This is a genomic window from Microbacterium sp. Mcb102, from assembly GCF_024519805.1.
Taxonomy (GTDB): Bacteria; Actinomycetota; Actinomycetes; order Actinomycetales; family Microbacteriaceae; genus Microbacterium.
Genome location: NZ_JALJRG010000007.1, coordinates 221,406 through 244,405, shown reverse-complemented (window position 1 = coordinate 244,405; position 23,000 = coordinate 221,406). Strand labels below are relative to the sequence as shown.

The window sequence follows — 23,000 nt, the reverse complement described above, 5'->3', positions numbered from 1 at the left end:
CGCGACCGGCACCGTCATCGGGCCGGGGCAGCTCTACTCAGACGCGTCTTGACTTGGGAGATGAGTAGGGGTTGTCCCCGCGTCGATGCGCCGGATGAAGTCGTTGGCCCACTCTGCGGCAGCTACAACATCTGGGAGGACTTCCAGTCCGGCAGCGGACGCGTCGTACAGGGTGTCCCAATCGTCGTTCACGACCACCAAGGGTGGCCACTCGTGCCCGGCGCGGTAGGTGAACAGGCGTGTGCAGGTCTCGCGCACGAGGTCCAAGTCGAGGTCCTCTTCGCGCTCGAGCAGCTGCAGGTCGATGAGGTCATGTGCCCGCTCGCTGTCGGCACCGGTAGCCGCGTGGAGCTTCTGCGCGATCTGATGGTCGCTACGCATCACGCTGACCGGCTCCGGGCGGGGAAGCCCGACAGACTCGAACAGGTCCGCAAGGTCATCCGCAAGCGCAGCCTCCGGCTCGTCTGCGTCGCCGATCTCGTTGTGCCCCAGCTCGAACCTGACCGTGCACCACGGCTTGCCGAGGTAGTCGAGCTTCACGTCGAAAGGCTGCATGATGTACGCCGGCGGGACGCCGACCGGCTTGGGTGCGGTGCGTTCGATAAGCCGACCGGTGAACCTCGCCCACCCGTCGCGCAATCGCTCCTCGAGTTCGCCGGTGAAATCCGCCATCGTGCCCGCACGTGCGGCATCGAGGTCTTTCGTGAATCGGGTGGCAGTGCCATAGCGGAGCGCCATGGCACTGCCACCCTTGATGGCGCCTGCGGGGAGCATCTGCCCCACCACCACCAGCGCCATCCCGACGGTGCGCCGGTTCACGGACTCTTCATCGCCTTCGATGTTCGTGAGCCGCTGGCGGAGCGAGCTGAGGTTCTTGGGAGGCGTGTCGTATGTCATGCGGTCAGCGCCTCGCGTACTCGAACCATCTCTGCAGTCGTAAGGTAGCCCTCTGCGCGTGCCCGGGTAGCAGCGTCGAGGAGTCGTCCGGCCTGTACGCGCCCCTGACATTCGAGAAGGGCCTCCGCCGCGGGCTGCGCCGCAATGCCCTCGTACATCGTCGGCTTCGCGCCCTCAGGAGCGGAAGTGAGTGCGATGTGCGCGGGCATCCTGCGTCGGGTGCGCTTGGGGGTGGCGACTGTGATGGTGCGGGGGTTCACGTCGGCAAGGCCGAGAAGGGCCAGCACTGACTCGCCTCGCAGAAAGGCACCCTCTCCCGCCCGCAACGTCGCCTCCGCGTACTCATCGAGAGGGGTGCGCGGGATTGTCTCGTCGCGGTACAACCCGTAAGCGATGTGCGTGAACCTGTTGCGCGTGGCGAGCTTCACCAACTCGATCTTGGGGACACCAGCGTCCTCCGCATCGCGGGTGGTCACATACCCGTAGTTGTCGGCGGCGATCTCATGCACGACATCGCGGTAGGTCGTCTGCGGCATGTCAAAACTATACCATTTTCGGTATAGTTTTGACATGCCCGGGATGGGGCGGGGCCGCGCGCGTACGCCCGCGACCCCGAGACCGCTACCGCCGAGATCTGACCCGGTCTCACGAAACGGTGGGTGCGGCTCCGCGGGGATCCGCTTCGAGCACGACGGTCGCCGGGGCGATTCCGTCGCCGGCAGAGACCGTGACCGTCACCGCGCCGGGGCCCGTGCGGCGGACGACCGCCAGGGCCAGCCCGTCGAACGTCTGGTGCGCGGGCCCGTCGTAGGTGTCTGTCGGAGCGGGATCCCCGCTGCCCACGGCCGCGAGCATGCCGTCGCCGTCCACGCGCACGTCGATGAGCCGGTCCGCGCCGGTGTCGACCCGACCGTCCGCGTCGGTGACCGCGATCTCGATGAAGATCAGTTCTCCCGACGGGCCGCTCTCCACTCTCGTGACGAGCCGGCTGGCGTCGCCGGCGCTGGACAGGGAGAACGATTCGGCGCGCACGCCCTGTCGAATCGCCGTGGCGGTCAGCTCGCCCGGGCGGTAGACGACGGTGAACTCGGCTCTGTAGCGGTGCTCGGCGCCCGCGGCGGCCGTGCCGATCACCTCGCCGTCGAGGGTGAGCTCGACCTCCTCCGCGTCGCTGTAGACCTCGACCGCGAGCGGTGCGCCCTCGTGGCCTGCCCAGGTCCAGCTGCCGATGCTGTCGCTCCAGGTCCAGGGGCCCGCATAGAAGGTCTTGTCCTCGTTGCCGGGGCGCGACACGGCGATGTAGGGCGTCGTGCGGAGCCCGAAGACGATCTCCCGATAGAACGAGGCGGGGCGCCGGGATCCGATCAGATCCAGGTCGCCGCACCAGGCGGCGATCCAGGGATACGGGCCGCTGAGACTGGGTGTCTCTCCTTCGGCGAGGTGATGGGCGCGTCCGATTCCCGCCTCTCCCAGGTAGTCGAAGCCGGTCCAGGTGAAGTCGCCGATGACGTGCGCGTTCTCGGTGACGAGGGCCCAGTTGTGGTCGATGCGCGTGGGGAACGTCTCGGTGCCGACGATCACGCGGTTCGGGAACAGCTCCTTGTCCATCTCGTAGCGGCCGTCGAGGTAGTTCATGCCGGCGATGTCGAGCACGCCGAAGGACTCGGCGGTCTTCTCCGTGACCATCGGGGAGGTACCGATCTGGTTCATGAACTCTCCCGGCCCGGCCATGAGGGTGTTGATCCCCGCGGCGTCGCCGTCGCCCTGTCCGCGCTGCGCGGCGAGCTTCTTGATGTCGTCCATGACGGCGAGCATCCCGTTGACCGCGTTCGTGACGTACCGCGTCGGGTCGAGTTCGCGCACCTTCTCGGCGAGTGCGCGACCCGTGAGGCCTCCGGCCGGCGAGCCGGTCTCGGGGATCTCGTTGCCGATGGAGTACATGATCACGGAGGGGTGATTGAAGTCCTTGGTCACCATCGCCTCGACGTCGCGCTCCCACCACTCGGTGAAGTGGAGCGAGTAGTCGTGGGGCATCTTGTTCGAGGTCCACATGTCGAAGGTCTCGTCCATGACGTACACCCCGAGCCGGTCGCACGCCTCGAGCATGGCGACGCTCATCGGGTTGTGCGAGGAGCGGATCGCATTGAAGCCGGCCTCCTTGAGCAGTCGCACCCGGCGCTCCTCGGCGTCCGCGAACGTCGCCGCCCCGAGGATTCCGTTGTCGTGGTGGACGCATGCGCCTCGGAGCTTCACGACCTCGCTGTTGATGCGCAGTCCGTGCACGGGGTCGACCTGGAGTGTGCGGATGCCGAAGGCCGCCGAGGCGTCGTCGATGACCGCGCCTTCGACGACCAGTTCCACCGCGGCGGAGTAGAGGGTGGGGCTCTCGGCGCTCCACAGCTGCGGGGTGCGGACGTAGAGCCGCTGCCGGCTGCGTGAACGTCCGTTCGCCTCGACCGTCACCGGGACGACACCGCGCGCGACGGCTGTTCCTGCCGGATCGGTGAGGGTCACGGCGACATCGACCGTCTCGCGACGGTTGCTCGTGCTCGCCACGACCACGTCGACTTCCACGACGGCGCCATCCGGTTCGATGTCGGATGCGCTGACCCGCACCCCGTCCACGGGGAGGTGGACGGGCGGTCCGATGTGGAGCCAGACGTCGCGGTAGATGCCCGCTCCGGTGTACCACCGGGAGTCTCCGCCGTGCCGAGACTCGACTTCGATGAGGTTCTCTTCGCCGGAGCGCAGGAACCGGTCGGCGTCGATCGTGAACCCGGAGTAGCCGTACGGACGCTGCCCCGCGAAGGCGCCGTTGATGTGCACGGTCGCGTCGCGGTAGACGCCCTCGAACTCGAGGACGATCCGCTGGCCGGCGAGGTCGGCCGCGGGGGTGAACGTCGTGCGGTACTGGTACGCGCCGGCGGGGAAGTAGGCGACGGCGCCCTCCCCGTCGGGATCGCGCTGCTCGTGGATCAGCGCGTCGTGCGGGAGGGTGACGTCGGTGTACGGCGTGCTGACTCCGCCGAGTTCGGCGAACGGGTTCTGCTTCGGTCGGAACTGCCAGCCATCGTTGAATGCCGTGCGCTTCATCGTGTCTCCTTCGGTCGTGCGGTGGGGCTGCTCAGGGAATCGCGGACGGCATCGAGCACCTCGAGGGTGGCGATGCTGTCCGCGAGGGGGTGGGTGGGGTGCTCGGTCCGGTGCTCGGCGATCGCGAGCGTGACCGCCTCGAGCATCGGGACGTACCCGTTGCCTCGGCGTTCGTGCTGCGTGCGATGCGGCTCGCTCAGGGCGCGGGAGATCGGACCCGCGTGGGTCGTGAACTCATCCGCGGCCCAGAACGGTGCGGGGGCCGTCATCCACCCGTCGGTGCCGCTGACGGATGCCGTCGGCTCGATGTACTCGACCATCGACGCGCTCAGCTGCGCGAATCGTCCGTCGTCGTACTCGAAGGTGGTGTGGGCGGTGAGGTCGACACCGTCGTCCCGGAGGCGACCGGTCGCGTGGATCCGCGAGGGCCGTCCGAGCACATCGAGGGCGAGGGTGATCGGATAGATCCCCTGGTCGAGCAGCGTGCTGCTGGCGCGCTCGGCGGTCCAGCGGGGGGAATCGGCCGGGCCGAACGGCAGTCCGAATGAGGCACGCACGCTCCGGACCTCGCCGATCGCCCCGGCCCGCGCCGCCGCGACCAGGTCGCGGTACGCGGGGTTGAACCGCATCCACATCGCCTCCATCGCGAAGCATCCGCTCGCCGCTGCGGCGCTCGCGATCTGCCGGCCCTGGTCGGCGTTCACGGCCATCGGCTTCTCGATGAGGACGTGCTTGCCGGACTCGAGAACGGCGATCGCGATCGCCGCATGGGTGGCATGCGGGGTGGCGATGTAGACCGCATCGACCGTCGGGTCGTCGAGCAGGGCGGGCACGCTCCCGTGGGCGACGGCGAACCCCTGGTCCGCCGCGAACCTGCGGGCCCGTTCCGGATCCCGGGAGCACACCGCGTGGCGGCGTGCTCCCGGGGTGAGCCGGAGGTCGTCCGACATGGACTGGGAGATGAAGCCGGTGCCGATGACCGCCCAGTTCACCTCGGCGCCGTGCGTGCTCATGCCAGCGCTTAGGAGTTCGAGGCGGAATCCACCGCGGCCCGTCGGGCGGCGAGGTCGCGCTGGATCTGGGAGAGGTGCCTGTCGATGTTCAGGAACCAGATGATGATGCCCATGAGCACGGCGACGATGAGCGGAAGCCACAGGTAGAGGAAGATCTCCATGCTGACCGCGCTCGCCGGCTGCGAGGCCGCCTGGCCGTCGTAGTTGCCCGCGGCCAGCAGCCAGCCGACGAGGGCGACGCCGAGGCCGGCACCGAAGTTCTGGCCCGCGGTCGCGGCGGCATACGTCATGCCGTCGAGTCGGTAGCCGCTCTTCCACTCGCCGTAGTCGACCACGTCGGCGACGAGCGCGAAGAGTCCGGCCGCGGCGGGGATGCCGCCGATGGAGCGGACGAGTCCGCCGGCGATCACGAGGGTGATGTTGCTCGGGTCGATGAGCGAGATGAGGATGCCGATGACCGTGACGATGACGCCGACCAGGATGAGCTTGCGCTTGCCGAAGCGGGCGATGAGCGCGGGCATGAACCAGAGACCGATGATCAGGGGGAGGAGCTGAACGAGGCCGAGGAAGCTGTAGATGTTCGGGTCTCCGAGCACGTCCTTGGCGAAGTAGATGCCCACGCCGGCCGTGCCCGTGAGCAGGTAGTTGAGCAGGAAGAACCCGAACGCGAGGAAGAAGTACGGGTTGCCGACGAGGACGCGGAGGGACTTGCCGAGCGGGAGCTTGACCCCGTCGTCCTGCTTGATCGTCGACTTCACGCGCTCCTTCGTGCCGAAGAACACGATGAGGAACGTGACGGCGGCGATGATGCCGTAGACCACCGAGATCATCGTCCAGCCGGCCTGGCCTCCGCCGTTCGCGGTGACGACCGGGATCGTGACGAAGTTCACGACCAGCGTGGTGACCAGGGCGAAGAACGTGCGGATGACGGTGAGGGAGACGCGCATCTTCGAGTTGCTCGTGATCACCGAGAGCAGCGTGTGGTACGCCAGGTTCGACCCGACGAAGCCGACGCCGAGGCACAGGAAGTACATGGCGAAGGCGTAGAACTCCTTGGCCCCGGCGCCGAGCCCCGCGGGCACGTTGAAGAGCAGGATGAACGAGATGACCACGACCGGGGTCGAGAACAGGATCCAGGGGCGCGCCTTCCCCCAGCGGGTGGAGGTGCGGTCGATGAACGTGCCGAGGATGAGGTCCATGGTGCCGTCGAGCACGCGGCCGAAGAGCAGGAGGGTTCCGGCGATCGCAGCGCCGATGCCGACGGTGTCGGTGAAGTAGAAGAGCAGGAACGCGGAGATCGGCGCGAAGATCAGGTTGCCGCCGATGTCTCCGACGCCGTACGCGAGCCGTTCGCGAACCTTCAGTTTCTGACCGCTCGGGTCGCCGATCGTCTCGCCGACCGCGACGGCGGCCAGTGACGCCGTCACCGATTCCTCTGCGCTCACGGCTACGGCGGCGCGTTGCTGTTCCGCCGAGGTCCGGGTCGAATCCTTCGCCATGGCTGACTCCTTCGTCATGAATGGGACCGGTCACAGTGACCGTTGGTGTCACGTGTTAGTGACACGCGACACCACGGTAGATGGACGAGGTGTCACGTGTCAATAGCGATGTGCGAGACTGGGGCCATGACGGTGGATGTGCAGCCTTCTCGACGAGCCACGAGCAAAGACGTGGCCGCGAGCGCGGGAGTGTCCCGCTCGACCGTGAGCCAGATCCTCAACGGTGACGAGCGGTTCCCCGAAGAGACCCGCGCGCGCGTGCGGGCTGCCGCCGACGCTCTGAACTACCGCCCGTCGCGGGCAGGGCGAGCGCTGGTCACCGGTCTCAGCGACATCGTCGTGGTCGTCGTCCCCCACGCGACCTTCGGCCCTCACCTGCAGGACTCGGTCGACCGGATCACGGGAGCCAGCGCGACCGCCGGAATGAGTGTCGTCGTGCGGTTCGCGAGGATGCAGGACGAGACGACTCTCACCTCCGTGCTCGATCTGCGGCCGGCTGCCGTCGTCGACTTCGGAGTCTTCACCGCGCCGCAGCGCGAGCGGATTCAGGCATCGGGGACGTTCGTCGTTCCCCGGCGGGCGTACGTCGCCGACGGCGCCGACCCCGATCCGATCGACATCGAGATCGGGCGGATCCAGGTGCGCGAACTGCTGCGGAGCGGCCCCCGGCGGCTCGTCTACGCGGCGCTCGAGGACAAGCGCCTCGATCCGTTCGGGCCACCGCGCCTCGAGGGGATCCGGCGAGAGGCGCGCGACCGCGGCCTCGACGCGCCGCTCACCCCGCGCATCCCGCTCGACGTCGAGGGCGCCACGAGGGCGCTGAAGGGGGCACGCGACGAGGCGGCTCCTGCTCCTCTCGGCATCTGCGCCTACAACGACGACGTCGCGATCGCGGTGGTCGCGGCCAGTCGCGCGCTCGGCCTGCGGATCCCCGAGGATGTCGCCGTCATCGGTGTCGACAAGACGGCCGTCGGCCAACTCGTCAGCCCGCGGCTCAGCACGGTGGCCATCGACCAACCTCTCCTCATGGACGCCTTCGTACAGGACCTGGCCACCTTGGCTGCGCGCCGCACGGACGCGGATCCGGAGCGATACGAGTTCGACCTCGACCGTGTGCTCGAGCTGGTGCGCGGGGAGACGACCTGATCGTCGCCTGGGGGGAGCGACACCAGATCGCCCTCTATCTCGCGGCGATGGTGATCGGTGCCGCGGTGGGCCTCTGGGCGCCCGCCGTCGCTCATCCGCTGGAGCTCGCCATCACTCCCGTCCTCGGGTTGCTGCTGTACGCGACGTTCCTCGGCGTCCCGTTCTCGGCGATCGGACGCGCGTTCCGCGACATCCGTTTCCTTGCCGTGCTGCTGGTCGTGAACTTCGCGGTCGTGCCCGTGATCGTGTTCGGCCTGTCCCGCTTCGTCGCTCACGATCAGGCGCTGCTGGTCGGCGTGCTGCTCGTCTTGCTCACGCCGTGCGTCGACTACGTCATCGTGTTCACCGGGCTCGCCGGAGGGGCGAAGGAGCGACTGCTCGCGGCCGCGCCGATCCTGATGCTGGGTCAGATGCTGCTGCCCCTGTACCTGTGGCTCTTCGTCGGCCCCGAGTTCATCGACGCCGTCGACCTCGCCCCGTTCCTCGACGCGTTCCTCCTGCTGATCGTGCTGCCCCTCGCGGCTGCCGGACTTACCCAGTACGCAGCCGCGCGCACACGCGCAGGCCGCGCTCTGAGCGATACGGTCCAGAGCGCGATGGTGCCGCTGATGATGCTCACGCTCGCGGTCGTCGTCGCCTCGCAGATCGCCGGCGTCGGCCGGCAGCTCCCCGCATTGCTCGCGACGATTCCGCTCTATGCCGCCTTCGCCGTGATCATGATCCCCGTCGGTCTCGTGGCCGGCAGAGCGGCGCGCCTCGATGTCGCCCGCACGCGTGCTGTCGTATTCTCGGGCGCCACCCGCAACTCGCTGGTCGTGCTTCCGCTCGCCCTCGCGCTGCCGGCGACCTTCGCGCTCGCACCGCTCGCCGTCGTGACGCAGACGCTCGTCGAGCTGATCGCCATGGTGGTCTTCGTGCGGCTCGTCCCGCGATTCGTGCCGGTGCGGCAACGGCCGTGAGGCGGGGGCGCCGCGGTCGGGCTCTCAGACCAGTTCGCTCACCAGCTGCTCGATGCGTGCACGGATCTCGTCGCGGATCGGCCGGACCGCGTCGATGCCCTGGCCGGCCGGGTCGTCGAGCTTCCAGTCCTCGTAGCGCTTGCCGGGGAAGAACGGGCACGCGTCGCCGCAGCCCATGGTGATGACGACGTCGGAGGCCTGTACGGCCTCGGTGGTCAGCACCTTGGGCTGTTCGGCGGTGATGTCGATGCCGAGCTCGCCCATCGCCGCGACGGCGGTCGGGTTGATCTGATCGGCGGGCATCGAGCCGGCGGAGCGGACTTCGATGCGGTCGCCGGCGATGTCGCGGAGGAAACCCGCGGCCATCTGCGAGCGTCCGGCGTTGTGCACGCAGACGAAGAGGACGGAGGGCTTGGTGTTCGTGTCGGTCATGACTGCTCCTTCGGAGAGGTGTGGTCGGGGAGAAGGTCGTCGACGAGCGCGCGTACGCGTCCGGCGATGTCGTCGCGGATGGCCTCGACGCCTTCGCGCGAGGCGAGGGCCGGGTCGCCGACCGCCCAGTCGTCGTAGCGGACGCCGGGGATGACGGGACAGACGTCGCCGCAGCCCATCGTGATGACGACGTCGGCGGCGCGGACGGCGTCGTCGGTGAGCGGCTTCGGGAAGCGCTCGGCGGCCGCGTCGCCCTCGATCTCGGCGAGCAGCGAGCGGACGTGCGGGTGGATGACGTCGCCGGGTGCGGACCCCGCCGAGCGTGCGACGACCCTGCCTGCGGCGAGCTTGTTGACGAGTGCGGCGGCGAGCTGCGAACGCCCGGCGTTGGCGACGCAGACGAACAGCACCTGCGGCACGGACGCATCGCGGTCGCGGGTCAGGTCGGCGAGGCGCTGGCGGGCGAAGCGCTCGGTGAGCGGCACGAGCGATGACGTCACCCGGGCACTCCGCGCGAGTGCGGTGTACGACTCGCGGACGGTCGTGAGCACGACATCGGGATCCAACTCGGGAACCTCTGCCGCGAGCTCCTCGGCGAGACGGGTCACCCGGGCGTCGAAGTCGGGCCGGCGCTGATCGTCGTCGGCGGAGGCGCTCCACGGTGCGACCGAGGCGGGTGCGAACGAATCGAGCAGCGCGGTGACGGCGCTGCGCCGCGTCGGGTTGATCCGATACCAGACCCAGGTTCCCCGGCGCTCCGAGGTGAGGACGTCGACGTCCTTCAGCACCTTGAGGTGGTGGGAGACCGTGGGCTGGGAGACGTCGGCGAGCTCGGCCAGGTCGCAGACGCACGACTCGCCGCGCGGGTCGGAGGCGATGGCGGACAGCATCCGCAGTCGCAGCGGATCCGACAGCGCCTTCAGTGTCGCTGCCACCGTCGAGGCTGCCTCCAACCCGATGGCGTGGGTGGCGACGGGGCTGCAGGTGTCGGCTGCGGTCGTCTGCGTGACGTTCATGACGGCATCCTCTCGGCGGTGAATGGATCGGTGTGGAACCAGCGGCGGGCTGCCCAGAGCGAGACGTAGACGAGTCCGACGAGAACAGGTACTTCGATGAGAGGGCCGACGACCCCGGCGAGAGCCTGGCCGGATGTCGCGCCGAACGTGCCGATGGCGACGGCGATGGCGAGTTCGAAGTTGTTGCCGGCGGCGGTGAAGGCCAACGTCGTCGAGCGGGCGTAACCGAGCCCCAGCGCCTTGCCGGTGAAGAGTCCGATGAACCACATGATCGCGAAGTACGCCAGCAGTGGCAGTGCGATCCGCGCGACGTCCCAGGGTCGGCTCGTGACCTGTTCGCCCTGGAGCGCGAACAGCAGCACGATGGTGAAGAGGAGGCCGTAGAGGGCCCAGGGGCCGATCTTCGGGAGGAAGCGGTCTTCGTACCAGTCGCGCCCCTTCGCGCGCTCGCCGAGGAATCGGGAGGCGAAGCCGGCGACGAGGGGGATGCCGAGGAAGATCAGCACGTTCAGCGCGATCTGGCCGATCGAGATGTCCAAGCCCTGCGAGTCCAGTCCGAGCCAGCCGGGGAGGACGGTCAGGTAGAACCAGCCGAGCAGCGAGAAGGCGATGACCTGGAACACCGAGTTGATGGCGACGAGCACGGCCGCCGCCTCACGATCGCCGCAGGCGAGGTCGTTCCAGATGACGACCATGGCGATGCAGCGGGCGAGTCCGACGATGATGAGACCGGTGCGGTACTCGGGCAGGTCGGGGAGGAGTGCCCAGGCGAGAACGAACATGAGCGCCGGGCCGACGAGCCAGTTGAGCACCAGAGAGGAGACGAGCAGCTTCTTGTCGCCGGTGACGGCGGCGACCCTGTCGTAGCGGACCTTCGCGAGCACCGGATACATCATCACCAGCAGGCCGAGGGCGATGGGGATCGAGATTCCGCCGACCTCGAGGCGGGCGAGCAGGTCGGAGACGCCGGGGATGAAGCGGCCGATGACGATGCCACCGACCATCGCCAGGCCGATCCACAGCGGCAGCCACCGGTCGAGGGTGGACAGGCGGCGCGTGGCCGGCGTGGTGGTGACGGGTGCGGTCGCGGTGCTCACGAGGGACCTTGAATCGACATGTCTCTATATTGACACCCGTCTATATCAGAATCAATTCTACGCAGCAGTGTTCACCCGTTCGTCATCTTCGGAGTGAATGGTGTCGGCGACCACTCCCAGGGGAGGCGGAGAGCGGTCCGGCTAAACTGGGAAGCGGAGTGTCGGGAAGCCTGGTCGACGATTGCCCGCTCGTCGACCCGAAAGCTCCCTCATGGTCAAGCCCTCCTCGCGTCTCGCCAGAGTCCGCTCCGTCTTCCCCTCCGCCTCGCGCGCTGAGTCGCGCCGCATCGGTGCGATCCTCCACAAGGAGGCCGTCGGGGGAATCCTCCTCGTCTCGCTCGCGGCGATCGCCCTGTTGTGGGCGAACTCGCCCTGGGCGGAGTCGTACTTCGCGCTGAGGGACTTCGAGATCGGATACGAGCCCTGGCACCTGCGCCTGAGTCTCGGCGCCTGGGCCGCAGACGGGCTGCTCGCCATCTTCTTCTTCCTCGTCGGCCTCGAGCTCAAGCGGGAGTTCGTCGCCGGGGACCTGCGCAAGTTCAGCACGGCCGTCGTCCCGATCGTGGCGGCCGTCGGTGGCGTGATCGTCCCCGCCGTGATCTACCTGGCTGTGGTGGCCGGGTCCGCCGAGGAATCCCACGGGTGGGCGATCCCGACCGCGACTGACATCGCATTCGCCGTGGCCGTGCTCGCCCTCATCGGATCGCACCTCCCGAGCGCACTGCGGATCTTCCTGCTCACCCTGGCCGTCGTCGACGACCTCATCGCCATCGGCATCATCGCGTTGTTCTACACGGAGACGATCGAGATCCTGCCGCTGGTGCTCGCGTTCATCGCGATCGCGGTGTACGGCGTGATCGCGCAGCGGTACCGCGACTTCTTCCATCTGCGCCCGACCGCCGCGTGGCTGATCCTGCTGCCCATCGGCGTGGTCGCCTGGGCTCTCGTCCATGCCTCGGGCATCCACGCCACGATCGCCGGTGTGCTGCTCGGCTTCATGATCCCCGTGCTCCACAAGAAGGCCGACCGCGGACCGGATGCCGGTCCCGGACTCGCCGAGGTCTTCGAGCATCGGTTCCGCCCGCTGTCGGCCGGTTTCGCAGTGCCTGTCTTCGCGTTCTTCTCGGCGGGTGTGGCGATCGGCGGCGGGGAAGGATTCGCCTCGGCTTTCGCAGACCCCGTGGTCGTCGGTATCGTCCTCGCCCTGGTGGTCGGGAAGCCGCTGGGGATCACCGCGGCGACCTGGATCATCACCAGGATCCGCCGCATCAACCTCGACCCGACCCTGAGATGGATCGACATCATCGGCGTCGGCCTCCTCGCCGGCATCGGATTCACGGTGTCGCTTCTGGTCGCCGAGCTGAGCTTCGCCGTCACGAGCGAACACCACGACCATGCCAAGGTCGCCATCCTGACCGCTTCCGTCATCGCGGCCGTCGGAGCGTCCGCGCTCCTCGGGGCCCGCAACCGCCGCTACCGGCGGCTTGCGGGTTCTGACGACGAGGTGAAGGGCAGCTGAGGTGTACGAGAAGGAGCGGGCGAGCGGCTCCTCAGGAAGCGCCGATCAGCCCACGGCGACCGGGCGCGCGCCGATCTGCAGCGTCGTCGGAGCAGCGCAGCAGCTGCCGGCCGAGTCGTCGAATCCGCCGGCTCCACCGCACACGCCGGTGTCCGGAAGGCTCAGCTCGTTGCGGCCCGCGGCCTCGTGATCGCCCACGAGGTGCGCGGCGACGCTGCGGACCTGCTCGTATCCGGTCAGGGCGAGGAAGGTCGGGGCGCGCCCGTACGACTTCGCGCCGACGATGAAGAACCCGAGCTCGGGCTGGGCGAGCTCCCTCGCCCCTGTCGCGCCCACGGAGCCGCAGGAGTGGATGTTCGGGTCGATCTCGGAGGCGATGCCCGCGACCGCTTCGAGTGCGGTGTCGAGGTCGATCCGCAGCTCTCGCAGCATGCCGGTGTCCGGGCGGAAGCCGGTGAGGGCGAACACGTGTCCGACGTCGGTGACCTCCCGGCCGTCTTCCGCGACGATCGTCAGCCCGTCGCCGCCCTGCCGGAACTCGGCGACGCGGAACCCTGTCACCAACTCCACGACCCCCTCGTCGATGACCTTCCGGGCGCGGGAGCCGAGTGCGGCGCGCTCGGGAAGCTCGTCCCCGATCCCGCCGCCGAAGACGTTGGCGGCGCTTCCTCGGCGCAGCAGCCAGGTCACGCGCGTTCCCGGAGCGCGTCGTGCGAGCTCGCTCAGGCGCAGCACGGCGTGCGTGGCGGAGTGCCCGGCTCCGACGACGACCACATGTCGGCCCGAGAGCTCTGACACGTCGGCCGGGATGCGGTACGAGATCCGGTCCGACGCTGCGGCCTCGCCGACTGCCGGGAATCCGTCCGCCCCCGCAGGGTTCGGAAGATCCCAGGTGCCGCTCGCGTCGACGACGGCGCGGGCGAGGAGGCGGGCTTCGCGCCCCTCTCCATCGACGGTGTGCACCACGAAGGGCTGGCTCTTGCGTCCCCCGTCGACGACCTTGTCCCGCCCCTGCCGGGCCACGCCGGTGACGGTCGTCGCGTAGCGGACTCGCTCGCCCAGAGCATCCGCGAGCGGTGCCAGGTAGTCGCGAACCCACTCCGCGCCGGTCGGATAGCCCTTCGCCGGTGCCGTCCACCCCGCGGGCTCGAGCAGGCGGCGAGCAGCAGCGTCGGTGAGCTCCGGCCAGGCTGAGAACAGGCGCACGTGCCCCCACTCGGAGACGGCGGACGCGGGGCCGTTCCCGCGCTCGACGACGATCACGTTCTCGTCGCGTTCGACGAGGTGCGCGGCTGCGGCGAGACCCTGCGGGCCTGCTCCGATGACGACGACGGGAAGCTCGGACATCACATCTCCTCAGATCGAGAATCTTCAATATGACGACTGTCGTCGATCTATCGAAGTTTGTCAATACGTGTCAGGATGGACTCATGAGCCTGCCGACGACCATCGAAGCGACCGCCTGCTGTGTGCCGCGTGTCACGGCCGCGCCGACGGTCGAGGATGCGGAGCGCGTCGCGCGGGTCTTCAAGGCGCTCGGCGATCCGACGCGAGTCCGGCTGCTGTCTCTCATCGCCGCCGGTGCCGGCGGCGAGGCGTGCATCTGCGACCTGACGGAGCCCGTCGGCCTCTCGCAGGGCACGGTCTCCCACCACATGAAGCTCCTCGCGGACGCCGGCCTCGTCACCCGCGAGCAGCGCGGCAAGTGGGCGTACTTCTCGCTCAACGCCGACACGATGGATGCCGCCGCCGACGCGCTTCGGGTGGCGGCGCCCCGGTCGTAGAACCTGAGCTCTCCGGGGTCTCCGCCTGCCGGCCGGGCTATCGAGCTCGTGCCGTGATCAGCGAGCTGGGGATGTGCCCGGCGGCAAGCACCGCCGCGGCAATCGCGATCCAGGGGTTCTCCAGCCATGCGGCGCCGGCGAGGAACGCGGCGACGGGGAGCAGCGCCATCGGCACCGGCACGCCCCAGACGGGGCCGAAGAGCGCCTCAAGGCGACGCCCTGTGACGAGGAATCGCACCCACAACGCCCAGTAGGCGAGCACGAGCACGGCGACGAGCGGGAACCACCACCACCCCACGGATGCACCCACCGTGATGGCGGGAACCGTCACGCAGAGCGCCTGCCCCGCACGTTCCAGCACCGTCAGCGGACGAGGCACCGCGCCGGTCGGCAACGCAGGACGGGGCGGAAACCAGATGAGTGACAGGCTCGGAGCGAAGATGGCGAGGCTGAGCGCGAGACCCAGCACCGAGAAGCCCATACCCGCGAGCGTATCGCTCGAGGAATCCGACCCCGCCCGCGCCGAACGTCGTGCTCTCCTAGCGGGTGCCGTTCGCGACGCCCGCGCGGTCGATGCGGTGGATGTCGAGATCGGTCCGTCCGGGGAGGATGTCGGCGCGCAACGCTCGCGTGCCCCGATACTCACCGTCGCGCAGGGCGCGGTATGGCCGAGACGGCACTTCGTCGTGGATGCCCGCGAGCCGGGTGGTCAGCCGGTCGCGTTCCGAAGCGACAGCCGCGGCATCGAGGGTGTCGGCGTCGTGGACGACGTGGAGATCGAGTGATTCGATCCCCGTGTACCAGAGCGTGCCGTGCGTGATCGGGAACAGCAGGGCATCGATGTCACCGCTGACGCCCCGGGATCCGATGCTCCGCGCATCCTCGCCCGCCGTCACGATGATGAGCGCCCGCTTGCCCTTCAGGCCGCCCTCGCCGTAGCGGAGCGGCAGCCCCGTTTCCGTGTCGACGCCGCCGTAGGCGAAGCCGTTGGTGAACACCCGATCGAACCAGCCTTTGAGGATCGCCGGTGCGCCGTACCACCAGAGCGGGAACTGGAACACGAGCAGTTCGGCGGCCTCCAGCTTCTGCTGTTCGACGCGCACGTCGTCGGGCACGAGCCCGCTCTCGTGGACCTCGCCCATCAGGTCGACGATGTTCCCCTCGCGCCCGCCGATGTCGCGCTGCGCCAGCAACGGGTCGAACCCCTGGGTGTACAGATCCGAGGTCTGCACGTCGTAGCGCGGCGTGAGTGCCTCGACTCCTGCCTCGAACAGTTGCCGGTTCAGGGAGCCCGACTGCGGGTGCGCGTAGACCCAGTGGGTGGTGGGCCGGAGGTCGGCGGTCATGTCTCTCCTCGGATCGTGGATGGTGCCGATGGCACGGGGTACGATTGGTACCTACCAACCGTAACTTACTCATCGTAAGTATGGGTCGCGAGGGGCGAGATGACGAAGGCGAAAGAGGGTGCGCGACCGCGACTGTCGAAGGCCGACCGTCGCGCGCAGCTGCTGAGTGTCGCACGGGAGATGATCCGTGCCGAGGGCGCAGACGCGCTGACCCTCGGCGCGCTCGCGGACCGGGCGGGCATCACGAAGCCCGTCGTCTACGAGCACTTCGGTGACCGATCGGGGCTCTTCGCCGCGTTGTACCGACAGTTCGACGAGCGCCAGGATGCGTCGCTCGAGACCGCGCTGGCGAACGCTCGACCCGACATCGAAGGAGTCGTGGACGTCATCGCCACGAGCTATGTCGCCTGCGCCCGTGCCGAAGGCGTGGAGATGGCGGGAGTGGTCGCCGCCCTCCACGGCACGCCCGTGCTCGCGCGGATACGGCAGGAGTCGGTGGGGGCGTACGTCGAGCGCTGCCGCGCCGCCCTCGCCCGCGTGGTCGGCGCCGAGAGCATCGATCCGATCGCCCTGGAGGCCGCGTTCGCCTCGGCGGATGTGCTCGCGAGCGCGGTGCTCGCCTCGCGCATCGACGAGGGCGACGCGCACGAGACGCTCGTGCGGATCCTCCTCGCCTCGATCCTGAGGTGAGCGGGGCCGCGCGAGCGCGCGTGTCTCGACAGATCTGTCGGAAACGGACAACGGCTTTTTCGACGGCGCCGAAAAAGCCGCGCCGAGCAGGAGAAGAAGGAACGCCGCGCCCGTGGAGGGCGCGGCGTTCCTTCTTCTCGGTATTGCTCAGAATGCTCCTGTGGTGATTCCGGCCGACCCGTCCGGGGGTGTGTTCAGGACGTTGTTGCCGCCGGGCTCCCAGGCGTCCGCGGTGTTCGGACTACCGGCTTCCTGCCGTTTGATGCACTTCCACTCGATGGCGCTCGACGGTGGCAGCCCCTGTACGACGCCCGTCCATGTCGGGTAGCCGCTGGGCTCGAGCTTCACAGCGCTGGCCGGCGACCAGTTGCCGAGCTGTGGGATGTTGCCCACGACGTACACGGATTGGCCGAGGGTGGTGGTGGCATTCTCACACGCGAAGGTCGCCCAGACCGCTTCCTCGCCGAGCGTGAAGGAGAACGTCTTGGCAGATGTGACGGCACTGCTCGCCGCTTTCGCCATCACCAGGCTGCCGCCGGCGTTGTACCAACCACTGCTGGCTGCATCGAACGCTGCCTTGCTCGTGTACTCGGTGAGCGCGCTGCCCCCGAGCGTGACGGCCGATGCTTGCGTGCCATCGGTCACCAGCTTCACCACGGTCGGGCGCGACGACGGTGCCCCGCTGTACGTGCCGGAAGCCCCACCGACTGTGACTGTCGCCACACCGCCGCTGAGCGACTGACTGATGGCTGTCGTTCGCACCGCGCCGTCTTCGTATGCAGTGCTCGCACCGTCGTCCTCGTAGAGCGTGAACGAGCTCGAGGACCCGTCTGCGTACACGGTGGTGATCTGCTCATCGTGCACGGACGTGTCGGAACGCTTGCCGGTGATGTCCTTCGTCTCCGCGTCCACGAACGCCTGAGGGACGATCGCCCCGGATCGGGCGTAGGCCGGAAGGGTGAACACGCCGTTGCGCCAGAGTGGAACATCCTCGATCCACTCGCCGTTGCTGGAGATGCGTTCGTTGGAGTGCACGTCGACCCAGTCGCCGGCGGGCAGGTAGACATCGCGTTCCCGCTCGCCTTCGCTCGCGGCGATCGCGACCATCAGGTCACGTCCGAGCATCTTCTGATGCCCCATCTCGCGCACGTTGTCGTCGTTCTGGTAGTAGTACACGAGCGGTGGGGCGAGTGGTTCGCCGTAGAGGTTCGCCCGGTGCGCGAGCGAGTACGTGTACGGGGCGAGCTCGTAGCGGCGCACGAGATTCGCGCGGTTGCTGGCCTCGTCTCCGATCGCGTCGGGACTCGTCTCCAGGCAGTTGCACAGGTTCTCGGTGTGGGGGCGCAGCGGGGTGTCGAACCACGCGCTGTCGGCGAACCACTGCGTGTACAGTTCGTCGGCATCGACGTCGAGCATCTCGCGGCGGAACCCGCCGACATCCGATCCGTAGTAGTCGATACCCGACATCGACATGTGCATCTGCGTGTTCTGCTGCGACGCGAGTGCCTTGATCGTCGAGCCGATGTCCGCCGACCACATGGCCGTGCCGAATCGCTGGATTCCTCCAGCCGCTGCGCGCGAGAGGAGGAAGGTGCGCGCCTCCTCCTCATTGCGCTCGTACCCGTCGGCGATGCTCTGCGCCCACAGCAGGTTGTACGCGTTGTGATAGTCGGCGTGAGCGTGCTTGCCGGGAAGTACTCCGGCGGTCCAGTCGTCGGCGTCATACATTTCCGGCTCACCGAGGTCCAGCCAGTGCCCGGTGACACCTTCATCGATCAGGTGCTGGCGCTGCTCATCGTGCCACGTGGCCCCTGCGGCGGGCTGCGTCCAATCGATCATTCCGCCTTTGCCCCACCACGGGTTGCCGGTGAGGTACACCGGAGCGCAGGTCGCGCAACCACTGCGCACGAGATAGCCGTCGTCCGCCATCGCCGCATGCTCGGGGAGATTCTTGCCGACGTAGGATTCCTCGATCGGGATGACGCCGATGCCGTCGGCGGAGAGCGCCGCGATCTTCGTCGCAGGGGTCGGGAAGTTGGTCGTGTCCCAGTCGAGCGTGCCCATCCGAGTGGAGTCGGAGTTCGCTGTCACGCCGCCGAACCATTGCACGTCGAGCATCACGCCATCCACGGGGAAGTCGGCCGATCGCAGCCCGGCGATCGTGTTGTCGACCTCGCCCCAGCTGTCGTAACCGAATTCCGAAACCCACAGTCCGAGCGCTTTCTTCGGCGGCACGGGAGGCTTGCCGGTGAGTTCCATGTAGTCCTCGCGCAGGTCGGGGAGGTCGTCACCGGCCATCAGGTACCAGCGCAGTTGGTCGCCCCAGGTGCGCATGGTCCAGGGGTCGCCGGTGAGGTTCCACTCCTGCTTGTACAACTGGTCGACGAACAGGCCGTAGTTCGCGCTGTCGTCGCCGACGGCGAAGAGAACGGGGATCTGCGTGTTGCCGACGGGGCCGTTCTCCGCGTCGAAGGCCATCGCGTTGCCGTACGTTCCGCCGGGGGTGCGTGTGCGCCCGACCCAGTCGCCGTCGGCGCTGGCTCCGGTGAAGAACTGCTGACCGAGACCGTAGGCGTTCTCCATCGCCGACTTGGTGATGTTCAACCCCTTCCATGCTTGGTCGAGGTCTGCCGGGCATGCTTCATGCAGCACCAACTCGGGTGTACGAGTCGTGTCGGTCGCGGTCAGGCACAGATCGGCCGGGTCGACCTCGATGCGCAGGTCGGCGGTCTGTATGACCGATCCGGTCTGTGAGTACACTTCGGGTCCGGCGTAGTCGGTCTTGTCGACCTGCGGGGTTGTGAACAGAGGGCTCGACGTGCCGGGCGAGGTGCCTCCCCCCGCAAGCTCGAAATGGACGAGATCATCATCGAGCACCTCGACGATGAGGTAGCTGGAGCCCAGAGTGAACTGGGCTCGCTGTACGCCGAGGGGTGCCGCGGCGACCGGCTCGGCGCCCGGTACAGCACCAATCGCGGTGAGGGCCGTCAGAGCGACAGCGGCGGCAGTTGATGCGGCGATACGGCGCCGCACGGTGAAGGTGTGCATTCGGTTCTCCGTGGGATTGAACTTCAGCGCGCGAGCACGAGGTTGTCGAGGTTGATGCCACCGGAGCTTCCGCTCGCATACTCGATGCGCACGGTGTGCCGGCCCGGGGACAGAGACCTGCTGAGCGACGCCGTCGCCCACTGGTCCCAGGCTCCGGTTGGCGGAAGTGAGAGCGTGCCGGCCGATACGCCGTCGACGTAGACGGTGCGCGCGCCGGCGGTCGCCGCGCCGTTGCTGTACCGGAACGACAGCTGATGCGTACCGCTGGACTCGGCCCAGACGTCGAACTCCACCGCATCCCCCGCAGTTGCGAACCCGTCGACGAAGCCGACCCCGGTGTAGCCGGCGTGGTTGGTGTTCGTCGTGACGGAGGTGTGCGCTCCGAACTCGGCCTCGTAGGATGCCTTGTCGACTCCGTTCAAGACGACCGACCGCGCCGCGTCGTTCGAGGCGATCTTCACGTACGTGAGCTGTTGCGTCGAGTCCCAGTACCAGCCTGTTGTCGCCGCCGCCAACGCTCCGACGGACCCGAACTCGGTCAGCGTCGATCCGGCCACGGCCACCGACGTCGGCTTCGTGCTCGAGACCTGGTATGTCGCAGTGGTGGTGAGCGGCGGAGCGGACACCGTGACAGTTCGGGCGCTGCGGTCGGAGTCGACCGTCAACGTTCGGTGCGCCTTCTCCGAGTCCTCGAAGTACTCGTAGGTGCTTGTGGCTGCCGGGTACACCCGGAACACGAGGTTGTCGTAGGTGTCGACGTCGTTGCCGATCGTGCCGCCGAGCTCATACGCGTCGTTCAGGTTCAGCGGGATCACAGCGCCCGCCCTGGCATACACCGGGATGGCGTCGGTGCCCGCGTGGTACTGCTTCACACCGCCGCCGACAGCGCGCCCGCCGTTCCAGAAGTCGTACCACTCGCCCTCCGGCAAGTAGACGTCTTTCACGGTCTCTCCCTGGGTCGTGATCGGTGCGACGAGCAGCTGCGAACCGAACAGGTACTGCTGGTCGTAACCGGCGGCCGTGGAATCCTCAGGGAACGCGAGGCTCATCGCCCGCATCATCGGTACGCCGGTGCTGGCGCTGTCCTCTGCCTCTGTGTAGAGATACGGGACGAGATTCATCCGTACGTTGGCGAACTTGGTGAACGCGGGGACGACGCTGGTGTCGCCCGTGCGGTCCTGCACGTTCCACGGAGTGCGAGCCTCGGAAGGGCTGGGCGAGGACTTCTCGGAGTGGTACTGCATGATCGGTGAGAAGGTCGCCTGGGAGGTGGATCGAAGGTACAGTTCGGCGGTCGGGAATGACCCGGTGAACCCGGCGAGATCCCAGGCCCAGAACGGCACGCCCGACTGTCCCGCACTCTGCCCGGCTCGTACCGCTTCTTGGAATGCGCCGAACGTGGATGCCTGGTCGCCGGCCCAGAAGATCGACTGACTCTGCCCGCCCGAGGTGCCGGCACGGCTGAAGATGGTGCCATCGCCGTTCGTCGCCTCTTGCACGAAGTTGTTGTATGCGGCCGTGTAGTCGTTCGGATAAGCGTTGTGCATCTCGTCCCCGCGACGGCCGTCGGCGACGAGGAGGTCCCGGCCGAACAGCGCCTCGCTGCCGTCGGTTTTGAAACCGTCGACTCCCAAGTCGTCGACGAGGTACTGCCGCTTGGACATCCACCAGTCCGTTGCCGCCGCACTCGTGAAGTCCGGCACCGTGCTGTCGCCGAACCACTGCCCGGAAGGGACCCGGTAGGGCTGACCGGAACCGTCATCGACGAGGTGGTTCTGCGCCTCGGCGTACGCCTGGTCGTTCAGGTGCTGCTGCGGTGCGGTTGCGGGATTGGAGGTGAAGTTCTCCTTCAGGACAGGGATCTGCCAGAGGATCACCTTCACGTTCTGCGCATGCGCGTCAGCGACCATCTGCTGAGGATCGCTCCAAGCGCCACCGGAGGGGAACGTCAGGTCGGCGTAGTCGAGAGCGCCACCCCCGGAGGTGGGGGTGTACTGCGCGTCCTTCCAGAGGTAGAAGGTGGCCTCATCGCTCCACTGCTCGAGGACGAGCACGCTGTGCGGGATGCCGGAGCTGTCGACCTGGTCGAGCCAGTCGTCGACCTCAGCCTGCGTGTTCCACTCGTTGGCGGAGCCCCAGAGCCCGAACGCCCATTTCGGCGGCAACAGCGGTCGACCGGTCTCGGCGGTGTAGTCGTCGAGGATCTCGGTCTGGTCGCCCGTGAAGAACTGGTAGGTGAGGGTGGAGTCCAGCGCACCGCCGGTGTCGACCGTGAATCCGGCCATGTCGGGACGATGAGTGGCGAGGTTGAAGGCTGCATAGCGCGTACTCGGCACGTGCACGCCATATCCTGCGGAGTTCGCGAAGTACGGCACGGAATAGTAGGTGCGGCGCGACGCGCCTTGATCCTGGTACTGGTTGTACACGTAGTTGTGCACATCGGTACCGCGATGATCGAGTCGGTCGTATCGTTCCCCGAACCCTTCGAATCGCTCCCCGACGGGGGAGAGGAAGTGGTCCTCGATCTTTGTCACCGTCGTGTCGCCGTCGCTGGCCCAGCCGATGTTGCGGAAAGTCGCCGGGTCGTATTGACGGGTGATGAGTGTCGTGCCGTCGCCCTCATAGACCGAGAGACGATAGGGACTCTTGTCGATCCGCAGCACGATCTCGTCGGTCACGATCTCCACTTGCGTCGAGCCGTCCGTGACCGTGTAGTCGGATAGCCCGGTGAGATCGAGACCGGCACCGTTCGGTGCGATCTGCGTGTCGAAACCGTCGAGACGGGGGAACGCGAAGCGGATCTTCGGTGTGAAGTCGCCGGCACTGTCGCCGGTCACGAGGTCGACCGAAGTTCCGTTGTCGATGACGGATGCGACGTCGGTCACTGTGCTCCAGGAGGTGGTCGCGAATGCGAACGGGCCGATGTCGCGCTGGGCACCGCCGTTCACGTCGGCGTGCACGGTGTACTCCACGTCATCGCCGCGGGCGAAAGACCCCAGATCGATCTTCCAATGCGTGTTGTTGCCGGAGTTGTAGTCCCATGACGCACCGACCGGCGTCTGGGCGACGCCGTTCAGGGTCCACGTGACCCACACCGACTGGTTCGCTGCGATCGGCCACGTGGTCGCGTGGACGACGACGTCGTCCCCGGCCATCGGGTCACGAGGAGCTCGCTCGGTCGGCTGCGTCGAGTACAGCTCGTCATCGCCGTATGGGTCGTGCCAGACGCCGTCAAGGGTGTTGGCATGCGCCGGCGTGGCCGTGAGCGGCGACAACATCAGCGCCGCCGCCAGTGCGGCAGCGAGGATGAGCAATCGGCGCGGCTTCGTGAGCAGGCGGGCGCCGGTGGATGATGCATGCGACGCCCGGAGATCGTCAGACATGGGAACCCCTTTGTTCAGGTCTGTATCAAGTCGACCTTGACGCAAGGCGGCCGAGCCGTCAAGAGGAATGTGCTCGAC

The 23,000-nt window shown here is 67.8% G+C and carries 18 protein-coding genes; 5 read left to right on the top strand and 13 right to left on the bottom strand.

The features are described 5' to 3' along the window. Positions 1-33 precede the first annotated feature (33 nt). The 5 genes from OC372_RS17000 to OC372_RS16980 form a co-directional block, all read right to left on the bottom strand. A complete protein-coding gene (locus tag OC372_RS17000; RefSeq protein ID WP_262003090.1) occupies positions 34-897 on the bottom strand; it encodes a nucleotidyl transferase AbiEii/AbiGii toxin family protein in 864 nt (287 codons plus the stop codon). After that, the gene (locus tag OC372_RS16995; protein ID WP_262003088.1) at positions 894-1,433 is read right to left on the bottom strand and encodes a hypothetical protein; all 540 of its coding nucleotides are present in this window, start codon (positions 1,431-1,433) and stop codon (positions 894-896) included. Before OC372_RS16995 ends, OC372_RS17000 begins: the two co-directional genes overlap by 4 nt. A 109-nt stretch (positions 1,434-1,542) precedes the next feature. Beyond that, positions 1,543-3,990: a glycoside hydrolase family 2 TIM barrel-domain containing protein gene (locus OC372_RS16990; RefSeq protein WP_262003085.1), complete on the bottom strand. Its 2,448-nt coding sequence runs from the start codon at positions 3,988-3,990 to the stop codon at positions 1,543-1,545. Continuing rightward, a complete protein-coding gene (locus OC372_RS16985) occupies positions 3,987-5,003 on the bottom strand; it encodes a Gfo/Idh/MocA family protein (RefSeq protein ID WP_262003083.1) in 1,017 nt (338 codons plus the stop codon). Before OC372_RS16985 ends, OC372_RS16990 begins: the two co-directional genes overlap by 4 nt. An 8-nt stretch (positions 5,004-5,011) precedes the next feature. Then, a complete protein-coding gene (locus OC372_RS16980) occupies positions 5,012-6,502 on the bottom strand; it encodes an MFS transporter (RefSeq protein ID WP_262003081.1) in 1,491 nt (496 codons plus the stop codon). 126 nt (positions 6,503-6,628) lie between these two features. Here OC372_RS16980 and OC372_RS16975 point away from each other — a divergent pair, with 126 nt between their 5' ends. Both OC372_RS16975 and OC372_RS16970 read left to right on the top strand, forming a co-directional pair. Beyond that, positions 6,629-7,648, top strand: a complete 1,020-nt coding sequence (locus OC372_RS16975) for a LacI family DNA-binding transcriptional regulator (protein WP_262003079.1) — start codon at positions 6,629-6,631, stop codon at positions 7,646-7,648. A gap of 47 nt (positions 7,649-7,695) precedes the next feature. Continuing rightward, positions 7,696-8,607 carry an arsenic resistance protein gene (locus OC372_RS16970; RefSeq protein ID WP_262003077.1) on the top strand — a complete coding sequence of 304 codons (912 nt, stop codon included), beginning with the start codon at positions 7,696-7,698 and terminating at the stop codon, positions 8,605-8,607. A gap of 24 nt (positions 8,608-8,631) precedes the next feature. Here the strand turns inward: OC372_RS16970 and OC372_RS16965 are convergent, their stop codons facing one another. The 3 genes from OC372_RS16965 to arsB are packed head-to-tail and all read right to left on the bottom strand — an operon-like array spanning position 8,632 to position 11,152. Next, a complete protein-coding gene (locus OC372_RS16965; protein ID WP_029264043.1) occupies positions 8,632-9,039 on the bottom strand; it encodes an arsenate reductase ArsC in 408 nt (135 codons plus the stop codon). Then, positions 9,036-10,055: a metalloregulator ArsR/SmtB family transcription factor gene (locus OC372_RS16960; RefSeq protein WP_262003075.1), complete on the bottom strand. Its 1,020-nt coding sequence runs from the start codon at positions 10,053-10,055 to the stop codon at positions 9,036-9,038. The genes OC372_RS16965 and OC372_RS16960 overlap by 4 nt, the downstream gene beginning before the upstream one ends. Next, positions 10,052-11,152, bottom strand: coding sequence for an ACR3 family arsenite efflux transporter (gene arsB / locus OC372_RS16955; RefSeq protein ID WP_105710626.1), 1,101 nt, complete (start codon positions 11,150-11,152; stop codon positions 10,052-10,054). Before arsB ends, OC372_RS16960 begins: the two co-directional genes overlap by 4 nt. A gap of 211 nt (positions 11,153-11,363) precedes the next feature. Between arsB and nhaA the strand changes: the two genes are divergently transcribed. Continuing rightward, entirely contained in the window at positions 11,364-12,671 is a 1,308-nt protein-coding gene (nhaA, locus tag OC372_RS16950) for a Na+/H+ antiporter NhaA (RefSeq protein WP_262003073.1), read from the top strand. Positions 12,672-12,716: 45 nt separating this feature from the next. On the opposite strand, the gene OC372_RS16945 is transcribed toward nhaA, so the two are convergent. Next, positions 12,717-14,018 (bottom strand): NAD(P)-binding domain-containing protein, encoded by a 1,302-nt coding sequence (locus OC372_RS16945; protein WP_262003071.1) that lies wholly within the window; start codon positions 14,016-14,018, stop codon positions 12,717-12,719. Positions 14,019-14,101: 83 nt separating this feature from the next. Here OC372_RS16945 and OC372_RS16940 point away from each other — a divergent pair, with 83 nt between their 5' ends. Continuing rightward, complete coding sequence (locus tag OC372_RS16940; protein ID WP_167633803.1) at positions 14,102-14,455, top strand: ArsR/SmtB family transcription factor; 354 nt, start codon at positions 14,102-14,104, stop codon at positions 14,453-14,455. 37 nt (positions 14,456-14,492) lie between these two features. Here OC372_RS16940 and OC372_RS16935 read toward each other — a convergent pair whose 3' ends face one another. Further along, on the bottom strand, positions 14,493-14,936 hold the full coding sequence (locus OC372_RS16935) for a hypothetical protein (RefSeq protein ID WP_262003068.1): 444 nt from the start codon (positions 14,934-14,936) through the stop codon (positions 14,493-14,495). Between the two features lie 58 nt (positions 14,937-14,994). Further along, positions 14,995-15,801, bottom strand: coding sequence for an NAD(P)H-dependent oxidoreductase (locus tag OC372_RS16930; protein ID WP_262003066.1), 807 nt, complete (start codon positions 15,799-15,801; stop codon positions 14,995-14,997). A 99-nt stretch (positions 15,802-15,900) separates the two neighbouring features. On the opposite strand from OC372_RS16930, the gene OC372_RS16925 reads away from it, so the two are divergent. Then, positions 15,901-16,491, top strand: a complete 591-nt coding sequence (locus OC372_RS16925; RefSeq protein ID WP_262003064.1) for a TetR/AcrR family transcriptional regulator — start codon at positions 15,901-15,903, stop codon at positions 16,489-16,491. Between the two features lie 147 nt (positions 16,492-16,638). Here the strand turns inward: OC372_RS16925 and OC372_RS16920 are convergent, their stop codons facing one another. Further along, positions 16,639-19,539: a TIM-barrel domain-containing protein gene (locus tag OC372_RS16920; RefSeq protein WP_262003062.1), complete on the bottom strand. Its 2,901-nt coding sequence runs from the start codon at positions 19,537-19,539 to the stop codon at positions 16,639-16,641. A 23-nt stretch (positions 19,540-19,562) separates the two neighbouring features. Next, positions 19,563-22,922: a TIM-barrel domain-containing protein gene (locus tag OC372_RS16915; RefSeq protein WP_262003060.1), complete on the bottom strand. Its 3,360-nt coding sequence runs from the start codon at positions 22,920-22,922 to the stop codon at positions 19,563-19,565. Between the last annotated feature and the right edge of the window lie 78 nt (positions 22,923-23,000).

What these genes read in the sequence shown, in the direction of transcription:
- OC372_RS17000 (WP_262003090.1), bottom strand. Translation starts at nt 897, where the DNA reads ATGACATACGACACGCCTCCCAAGAACCTCAGCTCGCTCCGCCAGCGG.
- OC372_RS16995 (WP_262003088.1), bottom strand. Translation starts at nt 1,433, where the DNA reads ATGCCGCAGACGACCTACCGCGATGTCGTGCATGAGATCGCCGCCGAC.
- OC372_RS16990 (WP_262003085.1), bottom strand. Translation starts at nt 3,990, where the DNA reads ATGAAGCGCACGGCATTCAACGATGGCTGGCAGTTCCGACCGAAGCAG.
- OC372_RS16985 (WP_262003083.1), bottom strand. Translation starts at nt 5,003, where the DNA reads ATGAGCACGCACGGCGCCGAGGTGAACTGGGCGGTCATCGGCACCGGC.
- OC372_RS16980 (WP_262003081.1), bottom strand. Translation starts at nt 6,502, where the DNA reads ATGGCGAAGGATTCGACCCGGACCTCGGCGGAACAGCAACGCGCCGCC.
- OC372_RS16975 (WP_262003079.1), top strand. Translation starts at nt 6,629, where the DNA reads ATGACGGTGGATGTGCAGCCTTCTCGACGAGCCACGAGCAAAGACGTG.
- OC372_RS16970 (WP_262003077.1), top strand. Translation starts at nt 7,696, where the DNA reads ATGGTGATCGGTGCCGCGGTGGGCCTCTGGGCGCCCGCCGTCGCTCAT.
- OC372_RS16965 (WP_029264043.1), bottom strand. Translation starts at nt 9,039, where the DNA reads ATGACCGACACGAACACCAAGCCCTCCGTCCTCTTCGTCTGCGTGCAC.
- OC372_RS16960 (WP_262003075.1), bottom strand. Translation starts at nt 10,055, where the DNA reads ATGAACGTCACGCAGACGACCGCAGCCGACACCTGCAGCCCCGTCGCC.
- nhaA (WP_262003073.1), top strand. Translation starts at nt 11,364, where the DNA reads ATGGTCAAGCCCTCCTCGCGTCTCGCCAGAGTCCGCTCCGTCTTCCCC.
- OC372_RS16945 (WP_262003071.1), bottom strand. Translation starts at nt 14,018, where the DNA reads ATGTCCGAGCTTCCCGTCGTCGTCATCGGAGCAGGCCCGCAGGGTCTC.
- OC372_RS16940 (WP_167633803.1), top strand. Translation starts at nt 14,102, where the DNA reads ATGAGCCTGCCGACGACCATCGAAGCGACCGCCTGCTGTGTGCCGCGT.
- OC372_RS16935 (WP_262003068.1), bottom strand. Translation starts at nt 14,936, where the DNA reads ATGGGCTTCTCGGTGCTGGGTCTCGCGCTCAGCCTCGCCATCTTCGCT.
- OC372_RS16930 (WP_262003066.1), bottom strand. Translation starts at nt 15,801, where the DNA reads ATGACCGCCGACCTCCGGCCCACCACCCACTGGGTCTACGCGCACCCG.
- OC372_RS16925 (WP_262003064.1), top strand. Translation starts at nt 15,901, where the DNA reads ATGACGAAGGCGAAAGAGGGTGCGCGACCGCGACTGTCGAAGGCCGAC.
- OC372_RS16920 (WP_262003062.1), bottom strand. Translation starts at nt 19,539, where the DNA reads ATGCACACCTTCACCGTGCGGCGCCGTATCGCCGCATCAACTGCCGCC.
- OC372_RS16915 (WP_262003060.1), bottom strand. Translation starts at nt 22,922, where the DNA reads ATGTCTGACGATCTCCGGGCGTCGCATGCATCATCCACCGGCGCCCGC.